The sequence below is a fragment of the Nocardioides sp. genome (genome assembly GCF_035547795.1).
Lineage (GTDB): Bacteria > Actinomycetota > Actinomycetes > Propionibacteriales > Nocardioidaceae > Nocardioides.
On the sequence record NZ_DASZUF010000210.1, the window covers coordinates 1 to 9,735 of the forward strand.

Here is a 9,735-nt window from a genome sequence, read left to right on the forward strand (position 1 = left end):
TGTCAGCGGACAAGTCACTTCCAGGGCACGAGGCCAGTCACCAAAGTGGGTCACGCTGTCAGCCACCGACCACAGCCCAGCACCATCAGGGCTGCAAAGCGATCCTCACAGTCACCGTGACACTTTGGGCATGGAGTGACACTTCGCATGTGTCACCCTCGCCGCGAACTATCACGGTGACACTTTGGGGTCGCGGCCGCTCGGGCGCGGCCGAGGGGGTCAGCAGGCGCTGCGGTTGACGACCTTGTGCGGGTGCGGGGCGGCCGTGGACCTGCTGTCGGGCTTGCGCAGCGTCCAGTAGCGCAACCAGTCCATCTGCATCCGCGCACGGTTCATCGTCGCGCCCTTGGTCGCGGCCAGGCGGAACCGCACCGTCAGCGGTACGCCGGACAGCGCCGCCGGCCGGGTCTCGGTCGCCACCACGCGCGCGTCGACGAACCACGAGATCCGCTTCGGCGTCACCTCCACGGCGAACGTGTGCCAGTGGTCGCGGGTGAAGGACTGCCCGCGCGGCCGCACGGTGGTCTGGTAGGAGACGTCCGGCAGGGCGTGGATGGAGAACCGGGCCCGGTTGTGGCCGGCCCGCTGGTCCTCGAACGTGACGTCCTGCGCGCCGCAGTGCCGGTCTGCGGCGGCCACCGGCACCAGCGCCGTCTGCAGGCGGTAGGTGGTGTGCCCGCCGCCGTACTGCTCGCCGCGCCAGCGGATCTCCCAGCGACCGCGGTCGTGGCCGCTGCCGCGCAGGGTGGCGCTGACGTTGCCGTGCCGGCCGCTGAGCAGGGTCAGCATGCCGTTCTGGGTGCCGACGTCGCCGTGCGTCTTCCAGTCGGGGCCGAGCGGGCCGACGAACTCGTAGCGGTTCGCGACCGGATACCAGCCATAGGTGTTGCCCGCATGGATCGGGCCGGGCACGGGCATCGCGGAGGCGGGGGCGCCGAGCAGTGGCATGGCGATCAGGCCGACCGCGGCGACCGCGACGCGGTGGAGGGGTACCGAGAGCATCGGGTCAGGCTAGCCGCTTCGCGGCCAGGCCCGGCACTCGGGGACAATGCTGCCCATGCCCGGATCCGTCGACCCCGCCCGCCCCGGCGTCCGCCTCACCGAGGACGGGCGGCCGCTGCGCGAAGTGGTCAGCTACACCCGCCGCGGGGGCAGGTTCTCGCCCGCGCAGGAGCGCGCCTGGGCCGAGTACGCCGAGGCGTGGGTGGTGCCCGAGGACGAGGTGAGCCGCCCCGGCTTCGACTGGGCGTCGCGCTTCGGCCGCGCTGCGCCGCTGCTCGTCGAGATCGGCTCCGGAGTCGGCGAGACGCTCGCCGCCGTACCGCGACCGGAGCTGAACGTGCTCGGCATCGAGGTGTGGAAGCCCGGCGTCGCCGACACGCTGCGACGACTGGCCAAGGCCGGCATCGACAACGTCCGGATGTGCAGCGTGGACGCAGTCTGGCTGCTGGAGCACACGGTCGCGCCCGGGGCGCTGGCGGAGCTGTGGACGTTCTTCCCCGACCCGTGGCACAAGGCCCGGCACCACAAGCGCCGGCTGATCTCGCCCGCCTTCGCCGCCCTGGTCGCAAACCGGCTCGCGCCCGGCGGTGTGTGGCGGCTGGCGACCGACTGGGCCGACTACGCCGAGCAGATGGTCGAGGTGCTCGACGCCGAGGCGGCCCTACACGGGGGAGTGGTGGAGCGCTGGGGCGAGCGCCCACTGACGAAGTTCGAGCGGCGCGGCGAGGCGGCCGGGCGCACGATCACCGACCTGGCCTATGCGCGGGCCTGAGCGGCGGCCGACCGGTCGTGCGACACTGCGCCCGTGAAGGCTCAGTCACGAGGTCCCCGGGGCGCGGCGACACTCGAGGAGGTGGCCAGCCGGGCCGGTGTCTCGCGCGCCACCGCGAGCCGCGTGCTGCGCGGCCAGTCGAACGTCAGCGAGGCCGCCTACCAGGCCGTCCACCGCGCCGCGGCCGAGGTCAACTACTCCCCGAACCGGGCCGCGCGATCGCTGGTGACCGGGCGCAGCGACTCGGTCGCGTTCCTGGTCAACGAGACCGAGGAGCGGATGTTCAGTGAGCCGTTCTTCCTCGCCGTGCTGCGCTCGGCGCAGGAGACGGTGACCGCCGCCGGCCTCCAGCTCAACTTCGCGATCGCCTCCACGCCGGCGCAGCGGGACCGGTTCTTCTCCTATGCCACCGGTGGCCATGTCGACGGTGTCCTGCTGCTGTCGGTGCACGACAACGACGAGTTCCAGCGGCACCTGGAGCAGGCCGGGATCCCGACGGTGCTCAGCGGTCGTCCCTACGGCGACGGCGATCTGTTCTACGTCGACGCCGACAACGTGGCCGGCAGCCGGATGGCGGTCTCGCACCTGCTCGAGGTCGGTCGCCGTACCCTCGGGGTGATCGCCGGCCCGCTGGACATGTGCGCGGGCCAGGACCGTCTCCGGGGCTACCGGGAGGCGCTCGAGGAGGCTGGCGTCGGCGTGGACGAGACCCTGGTCGAGGAGGCGGGCTTCAGCCTGCTGGAGGGGTACGACGCCACCTGCCGGCTGCTGGACCGGCGACCCGACCTCGACGCCATCGTGGCGGCCTCGGACCTGGCCGCGATCGGTGCGATCCGGGCCCTCGCCCAGCGCGGCCGCCGGGTGCCCGAGGACGTCGCGGTGGTCGGCTTCGACGACATCCGTGAGGCGGCCGAGTACGACCCGCCGCTGACCACGGTGCGCCAGCCGATGGCCGATCTGGGCGCGACCATGGCGCAGGTGCTGCTGGGCCGCCTGGACGGTCGCGAGTCGGACGCTCGGGGCGTCGTACTGCCGGTGGAGCTGGTCGTCCGCGCGTCCGCCTGACGAAACGACTCCGCCCGGCCATTGACATGGTGACGGTCGTCACGAGATGCTCGGCGGCGCGGTGTGAGAGCGCTCTCACCGACAAGTCATGGAACTCAGGAGGAGACCGGATGCGTCTTCGCGGAACCCGACGTCGTACCACGGCGTCGCTGTTGGCACTGGTGACGGCAGGCGCACTGTCCCTCGCCGGCTGTGGCAGCAGCTCGAGTGACACCAACACGGCCGGCTCGGCCGATGCGGGCCCGTGCGGCACCAAGGACAACATCACCCTGACCGTCGGCCTGTTCGGCACCTTCGGCTTCAAGGAGGCGGGCCTGTGGGACGCCTACAAGAAGGTCTGCCCGAACATCACGATCAAGGAGGACGACGTCTAGCAGTCGGCCGACTACTGGACCAAGCTCAAGACTCACCTGGCCTCCGGCAGCGGTCTCGACGACGTCCAGGGCATCGAGATCGGCTTCGTCGCCGATGTGGTGAAGAACCACGCCAACCAGTTCGTCAACTGGAACAAGGTGCCGAACGCGAGCGCCGACAAGGCCGAGTTCTACCCCTGGAAGTGGAACATGGCGTCCACCCCGGACGGCAGCGACACCGTCGGCCTGGGCACCGACACCGGTCCGGAGTCGATCTGCTACCGCACCGACCTGCTCAAGCAGGCCGGCCTGCCCACCGACTCGGCCACGCTGGCCAAGGACTGGTCCACGTGGGACGGCTTCATCAACTACGGTAAGCAGTACGAGGCGTCCGCGACCAAGCCGTCGGGCTCGCACTTCCTCGACAGCGCGGCCTCGATCTTCTCCGCGGCGGTCTACCAGGGGAACGAGGCCTACGACAACGCCTCGGGTACGCCGGACGTGGAGAACAGCGACGGCGTGAAGTCGGCCTGGAAGTACACCACCGACGCGACCAGCGCCAAGATCACCGCCGGTCTCGAGCAGTTCTCCGACCCGTGGAACAAGGCGTTCTCCAGCGGCGCCTTCGCGGCCGTCGCTTGCCCGACCTGGATGATGGGCTACATCCAGGGCCAGGCCGGTGACGCCGGCTCGGGCAAGTGGAGCGTCTCGCCGGTGATGCCCGGCGGTGGCTCCAACTGGGGCGGCTCGTGGCTCGGCGTCCCGACCGCCTCGAAGCACCAGGCGGCCGCGATCGCGCTGGTCGAGTGGCTCTCGTCCAAGGACAACCAGGTCAAGATGTGGACCGACGGTGGTCACTGGCCGTCCAACCAGGAGGCCGCGGCCGACCCGGCCGTCTCCGGCGCGACCAGTGCGTACTTCAGCAACGCGCCGGTGGGCCAGATCTACGGCCAGATCGCCGGTCAGATGAAGATCCCGCCGATCGGGTTCTACGACACCCAGATCCAGAACGCGATCACCACCCAGCTGACGAACATCGAGACCAAGGGCACCTCGCCCGACAGCGCCTGGAAGGCGGCGCTCGACGCCATCAAGCAGGTCACTGGCTGATGGTCACCATCTCGGCGGAGCCGGCGACGGGGGAGATCTCCCGTCGCCGGCTTCGGCGGCACCGCCCCACCAGCCGTGGCAGCCGCATCGCCTACGTCTACATCCTGCCGTTCTTCGTCGTCTTCGCGGCGTTCAGCGTCTACCCATGGCTGGACACGGCCTGGGTGTCGCTGCACGACGTCCGCCTCTCGACGTACCACCAGCAGACCTGGATCGGCCTGGACAACTACAAGAACCTGCTGACGAACCACTTCTTCTGGCACGCGTTCTTCAACACGCTGACCATCGGCATCATCTCGGCCGTGCCGCAGCTGTGCGTCGCGCTGTGGATCGCCCACCTGCTCAACCACCGGCTCCGTGGCCGCACGTTCTTCCGGGTCGCGATCCTGCTGCCCTACGCCACCAGTCTGGCGGCGGCGACGGTGATCTTTCTCGAGCTGTTCAACCCGCGCACCGGCATCATCGACTGGGCGCTGCACCTCGTGCACCTGCCGCGGGTGGACTGGCAGGGCTCGAAGTGGCCCTCGCAGGTCGCGATCGCCTCGATCGTGATGTGGCGCTGGACCGGCTACAACGCGCTCATCTATCTGGCCGGCCTGCAGGCCGTGGACCGCGAGCTGTACGCCGCGGCCGCGGTCGACGGAGCCGGCAAGTGGGCCCAGTTCCGGCACGTGACGCTGCCCGGCCTGCGCCCCACCATCATCTTCACCATCGTGGTCTCCACGATCGGCTCCGCGCAGCTGTTCGGTGAGCCGCTGCTGTATCACAACGGCATGCCCGACGGAGGTACGTCGGGGCAGTACCAGACCCTCGGCCTGCTGATGTACCAGCAGGGCTGGACCAACGACCGCCTCGGTCTGGCCTCGGCGACCGCCTGGACGATGTTCGTCATCATCCTGCTCGCCGTCGTGGTCAACCTGCTGATCGCCCGTCGCCGGGAGAGGAGGGCCCGATGAGCCGCACCAGGCGCCTTCACACCACGCTCGACGCGACCCGGTGGACCTATGCCCTGGTCGGCCTGATCACCATCGTCTCGATCTTCCCGCTCTACTACACGATCGTGATGGCGTCGCACACCAACGCCGAGATGGCGTCCTCGACGCCGCCGCTGCTACCCAATGGCTCGTTCTTCTCCAACGTGCACAAGGCGCTGCAGCTGGCACCGCTGAACAAGGGCCTGATCAACTCGGTAGTCGTCGCCGGCTGTATCACCCTCGGCACCGTCGGCCTGTGCACGCTGGCCGGCTTCGCCTTCGCCAAGCTGCGCTTCCGTGGCAGCAACGTGCTGCTCGCCGTCTGCATCGGCACGATGATGGTGCCCACCCAGATGGGCGTCATCCCGCTCTACATGCTGATGGCGAAGTGGGGCCTGGCCGGGCACCTCTCCTCGGTGATCCTGCCGACGCTGGTCACCGCCTTCGGTGTCTTCTTCATGCGGCAGTACATCTCCAAGGCGGTCCCCGACGAGCTCATCGAGGCGGCGTACATGGATGGCGCCTCGACCACCAAGGTCTTCCTCTCGGTGGTGCTGCCGGCGGTGCGCCCGGCGATGGCCGTGCTCGGCATGCTGACGTTCCTGCAGGCGTGGAACGACTTCTTCTGGCCACTGATCGTGTTGAACTCGCAGAACCCGACGGTGCAGGTCGCCTTCCAGAGCCTGGCGACCGGCTACGCGCCGCAGCAGTCCATCATCATGGCGGGGACCCTGTACGGCACCATCCCGGTGCTGCTGGTCTTCGCCCTACTCGGCCGCCAGATCGTCGGCGGCATCATGGAAGGAGCGGTCAAGGGATGACCCGACCATTTCCGGAGGGCTTCGTCTGGGGCGTGGCCGCCGCGGCGTACCAGATCGAGGGCGCCGTCGCCGAGGGCGGCCGCGGCCCCAGCATCTGGGACACGTTCTCCCACACCCCGGGCAAGATCGCGAACGGCGACAACGGCGACGTGGCGATCGACCACTATCACCGCTGGGAGGGCGACCTCGACCTGATCGCCGAGCTGGGCATCGCGAACTATCGGTTCTCGGTCGCCTGGCCGCGGGTGATGCCGGACGGCCGCACTCTCAACCCGGAGGGGCTGGCGTTCTACGACCGGCTCGTCGACGGCATGCTGGCCCGCGGCATCACGCCGCTGGCCACGCTCTACCACTGGGACCTGCCGCAGGCGCTCGACCAGGGCCCGAACGGCGGTTGGCTGGCGCGCGAGACCGCCGAGCGGTTTGCCGACTACGCCCGGGTGGTGGGGGAGCGGCTCGGCGATCGGCTCAGTGCCGTGACGACGCTCAACGAGCCGTGGTGCTCGGCGTACCTGGGCTATGGCAGCGGCGAGCACGCGCCGGGCCTGACCGACAACAGCCTCTGCTACCCGGTCGCGCACCACCTCAACCTGGCGCACGGGCTGGGTGTGCAGGCGCTGCGCTCGGTGCTGCCGGCGACCACCGGCGTCTCGGTCACCCTCAACATCCACCAGGTGGTGGCCGCCTCCGAGGAGCCTGCCGACCGGGCCGCCGCCCGGCACGCCGACCTGGTGGCGAACCGGATCTGGCTCGACCCGATGCTGCGCGGCGTCTATCCCGACGAGCTGATCGAGCAGACCCGGCACCTGACCGACTGGTCGTTCCTGCGTGACGGCGACACCCAGCTGATCCACCAGCCGATCGACTTCCTCGGGGTGAACTACTACAACCCCGCTCGAATCGCGACGGCGGTGCCCGGCCGGCCCACGTTCCCGGGCACCGACCGGGCCCGCGGTGTCGGCTACGGGCCCGAGGTGCCGGTGACAGTGATGGGCTGGCCGATCGTGCCCTCTGGGCTGACCGACCTGCTGCTGCGGCTGCACAAGGACTACGGCGTGCCGCTGCAGGTGACCGAGAACGGCATCGCCACCCAGGAGACGCTGGACCGGTCCGGGGCGCCGATCGAGATCCACGACACCGTCCGAATCGACTATCTGCGCGACCACCTCGGGGCGGTCCTCGACGCGATCGCCGCCGGTGCGGACGTCCGGGGCTACTACGAGTGGACGCTGCTGGACAACTTCGAGTGGGCCTGGGGCTACGACAAGCGCTTCGGCCTCATCCACGTCGACCTCGAGAGCCAGGAGAGATACCCGAAGGACTCCGCGCACTGGTACGCCGGAGTCATCGCGGCCAACGCCCTGGAGGGCTAGCGCCACCGCGAGCGCCCTGCGCGGTCCGACCTCCGTTGCCCACGCGGCCGCGCACGGCGAGGGCCCGCCACCACAGTCTCGGGTGGCGGGCCCTGCGGTGTGCCTGCCGGCTCTGGCTGCGAAGGGCCCCGCTATCTCCCTCGGGGTGGCGGGGCCCTTCGGCTCGGTGGGCCTGGCCCGCTCGTCAGCCTGGCCGCCTCCGGCGGCGGGTCCTCGTCGCTCGGCCAAGCCACGAGCAAGCTCGCGCTTGGCCTCGCTCCTCAGCCCTTGACGCTTCCGGCCAGCAGCCCGCGGACGAAGAAGCGCTGCATCGAGAGGAACACCGCCATCGGGATGATCATCGACAAGAAGGCTCCGGCCGACAGCAGCGGCCAGTCCTGGCCTCGTTCGCCGGTCAGGTCCGCCAGCGCCTTGGTCAGCGGGGCGACGTCGCTGTTGGCGAAGACCATCGCCACCAGCAGGTCGTTCCAGACCCACAGGAACTGCAGGATGCCGAAGGCCGCGATCGCCGGCGTCATCAGCGGCAGGATCAGCCGGGTGAAGATCTGCACGTGCCCGGCGCCATCCACGCGTGCCGACTCCACCAGCTCGCCGGGGATCTCCCGCATGAAGTTGTGCAGCAGGAAGATGGCCAGCGGCAGGCCGAACATGGTGTGCGCGATCCACAGCGAGTAGAGGCCGTCCGCGGGGGCGTCGCCGCCGGCGATCGGCATCAGGTTCAACGGTGGGTGCACGAACAGCTTCAGCAGGGGGATCAAGGTGACCTGCAGCGGCACGATCTGCAGCGCGAAGATCATGACGAACAGCAGGTTGCGGCCGGGGAAGCGCGTCCACGCGAACGCGTAGGCGGCCATCGTGGCCAGGAAGATCGGGATGATCACCCCCGGCAGCGTGATGACGATCGAGTTGATCAGGAACGACGACAGGTCCGACCCGGAGGCGCCGTTGCCGTTGAGCACGGCATGGTAGTTCGACAGCGTCAGGTGCGGGTGGGCGAAGAACTCCCACCATCCGGTGGTCTTGATGTCGTCCTCGGGACGGAACGACGAGATCAGCAGGCCGGCGGTCGGGACCGTCCACAGGATCGCGATCACGGCGGCCGCCAGGGAGGCCCAGGGCGAGGTCAGCCGCGCGTGCGCCCGGGAGGAGGCGGTCTCGGGCTTGGGGATGGCGGCGGTGGCGCCCTCCGGAACGATGGTGGTCATCGGGGTCCCCGTTCAAAGCGGAGCGAAGCGAGCATTTGAATGGGGTGGTTCATCGGGCGTCCGCCTTCCGCATCTGTCGCACGTTGTAGATCACGATGGGCAGCACCAGGACGAAGATCAGCACGGCCAGCGCCGCCGACAGGCCGCTGTTGAACGCCTTGAACGCCTGGAAGTAGAACTCGTAGGCGAGCACGCTGGTGTGGTAGGCACCGCCGGCGGAGATGGTCTGGATGATGTCGAAGGCCTTCAGCGTGGTGATGGTGATCGTGGTCAGTACCACGACCACCGTCGGCCGGATGCTCGGGACCGTGATGTAGCGGAACATCTTGAAGCCGCCCACGCCGTCGAGTCGGGCCGCCTCGACGATGTCGGTCGGGATCGCCTTGATCGCCGCCGAGAGGACGGTCATCGCGAAACCGGTCTGCACCCAGATCAGGATGACGATCAGCCAGATGTTGTTCCACGGGTGTGCCGACGGGTTGGCGTACCAGACGTGGTCGCTGCCCAGCCCGACCTTGCCGGTGATCGCGTCGAGCAGGCCGATGCGCGGGTCGTAGACGAACTTCCAGATGATCGAGGCGCCGACCAGCGAGATCGCCATCGGCAGGAAGATCAGCGCCTTGGCCAGCCGCTCCATCCGGGCGTGGTCGACCAGGACGGCGTACACCAGACCGATGAGCGTGGCGGCGATCGGCGTGATGATGACCCACATCGCGGTGTTGCCGAGGACCGTGAGCTCGGCCTTGCTGGTGAAGATGGTCTTGTAGTTGTCGAGGCCGACGAACTTGGTGCTGTAGCTGTCACGGAACGACAGGTAGATGGTCTTGATGGCCGGGTAGAGCAGGCCGAGGGCGATCAGGATCGTGGCCGGGAGCACGAACCCGGCGGCCTGGACCAACTCACCCCGGCGCGAGCGGAACCGCTGCGTCAGGAGCAGGATCGCTGCCACGATCGCGAAGAACAGCGCGATCGCGATGACCATCTGGATGAGCTTCTCGCCAGTAGACATGGCACTCCGGATCTCGCGAAGGAACGAGCAACGGGACGGGGTCGGGGGGGG

The 9,735-nt window shown here is 69.0% G+C and carries 9 protein-coding genes and 1 pseudogene; 7 read left to right on the plus strand and 3 right to left on the minus strand.

Annotation, left to right across the window (positions count from 1 at the left end; genetic code table 11):
• Positions 1–219: 219 nt before the first annotated feature.
• The gene (locus VHA72_RS15640; RefSeq protein ID WP_325576866.1) at positions 220–1,002 is read right to left on the minus strand and encodes a family 16 glycosylhydrolase; all 783 of its coding nucleotides are present in this window, start codon (positions 1,000–1,002) and stop codon (positions 220–222) included.
• A 55-nt stretch (positions 1,003–1,057) separates the two neighbouring features.
• On the opposite strand from VHA72_RS15640, the gene trmB reads away from it, so the two are divergent.
• The 7 genes and pseudogenes from trmB (at position 1,058) to VHA72_RS15675 (ending at position 7,470) form a co-directional block, all read left to right on the plus strand.
• Complete coding sequence (trmB, locus tag VHA72_RS15645; protein ID WP_325576867.1) at positions 1,058–1,774, plus strand: tRNA (guanosine(46)-N7)-methyltransferase TrmB; 717 nt, start codon at positions 1,058–1,060, stop codon at positions 1,772–1,774.
• A 33-nt stretch (positions 1,775–1,807) separates the two neighbouring features.
• The gene (locus VHA72_RS15650) at positions 1,808–2,839 is read left to right on the plus strand and encodes a LacI family DNA-binding transcriptional regulator (RefSeq protein ID WP_325576868.1); all 1,032 of its coding nucleotides are present in this window, start codon (positions 1,808–1,810) and stop codon (positions 2,837–2,839) included.
• 110 nt (positions 2,840–2,949) lie between these two features.
• Entirely contained in the window at positions 2,950–3,213 is a 264-nt protein-coding gene (locus VHA72_RS15655) for a hypothetical protein (protein ID WP_325576870.1), read from the plus strand.
• Positions 3,214–3,228: 15 nt separating this feature from the next.
• Positions 3,229–4,302, plus strand: a pseudogene (locus VHA72_RS15660) (ABC transporter substrate-binding protein); the annotation flags it as partial.
• On the plus strand, positions 4,302–5,258 hold the full coding sequence (locus VHA72_RS15665) for a carbohydrate ABC transporter permease (protein ID WP_325576872.1): 957 nt from the start codon (positions 4,302–4,304) through the stop codon (positions 5,256–5,258). The pseudogene VHA72_RS15660 and the gene VHA72_RS15665, both read left to right, overlap by 1 nt.
• The gene (locus tag VHA72_RS15670; protein ID WP_325576874.1) at positions 5,255–6,097 is read left to right on the plus strand and encodes a carbohydrate ABC transporter permease; all 843 of its coding nucleotides are present in this window, start codon (positions 5,255–5,257) and stop codon (positions 6,095–6,097) included. The genes VHA72_RS15665 and VHA72_RS15670 overlap by 4 nt, the downstream gene beginning before the upstream one ends.
• Entirely contained in the window at positions 6,094–7,470 is a 1,377-nt protein-coding gene (locus VHA72_RS15675; protein WP_325576876.1) for a GH1 family beta-glucosidase, read from the plus strand. Before VHA72_RS15670 ends, VHA72_RS15675 begins: the two co-directional genes overlap by 4 nt.
• Before the next feature lie 260 nt (positions 7,471–7,730).
• Here VHA72_RS15675 and VHA72_RS15680 read toward each other — a convergent pair whose 3' ends face one another.
• Both VHA72_RS15680 and VHA72_RS15685 read right to left on the minus strand, forming a co-directional pair.
• Positions 7,731–8,675 carry a carbohydrate ABC transporter permease gene (locus tag VHA72_RS15680; protein WP_325576878.1) on the minus strand — a complete coding sequence of 315 codons (945 nt, stop codon included), beginning with the start codon at positions 8,673–8,675 and terminating at the stop codon, positions 7,731–7,733.
• A 49-nt stretch (positions 8,676–8,724) separates the two neighbouring features.
• The gene (locus VHA72_RS15685) at positions 8,725–9,684 is read right to left on the minus strand and encodes a carbohydrate ABC transporter permease (RefSeq protein WP_325576880.1); all 960 of its coding nucleotides are present in this window, start codon (positions 9,682–9,684) and stop codon (positions 8,725–8,727) included.
• Between the last annotated feature and the right edge of the window lie 51 nt (positions 9,685–9,735).

What these genes read in the sequence shown, in the direction of transcription:
- VHA72_RS15640 (WP_325576866.1), bottom strand. Translation starts at nt 1,002, where the DNA reads ATGCTCTCGGTACCCCTCCACCGCGTCGCGGTCGCCGCGGTCGGCCTG.
- trmB (WP_325576867.1), top strand. Translation starts at nt 1,058, where the DNA reads ATGCCCGGATCCGTCGACCCCGCCCGCCCCGGCGTCCGCCTCACCGAG.
- VHA72_RS15655 (WP_325576870.1), top strand. Translation starts at nt 2,950, where the DNA reads ATGCGTCTTCGCGGAACCCGACGTCGTACCACGGCGTCGCTGTTGGCA.
- VHA72_RS15665 (WP_325576872.1), top strand. Translation starts at nt 4,302, where the DNA reads ATGGTCACCATCTCGGCGGAGCCGGCGACGGGGGAGATCTCCCGTCGC.
- VHA72_RS15670 (WP_325576874.1), top strand. Translation starts at nt 5,255, where the DNA reads ATGAGCCGCACCAGGCGCCTTCACACCACGCTCGACGCGACCCGGTGG.
- VHA72_RS15675 (WP_325576876.1), top strand. Translation starts at nt 6,094, where the DNA reads ATGACCCGACCATTTCCGGAGGGCTTCGTCTGGGGCGTGGCCGCCGCG.
- VHA72_RS15680 (WP_325576878.1), bottom strand. Translation starts at nt 8,675, where the DNA reads ATGACCACCATCGTTCCGGAGGGCGCCACCGCCGCCATCCCCAAGCCC.
- VHA72_RS15685 (WP_325576880.1), bottom strand. Translation starts at nt 9,684, where the DNA reads ATGTCTACTGGCGAGAAGCTCATCCAGATGGTCATCGCGATCGCGCTG.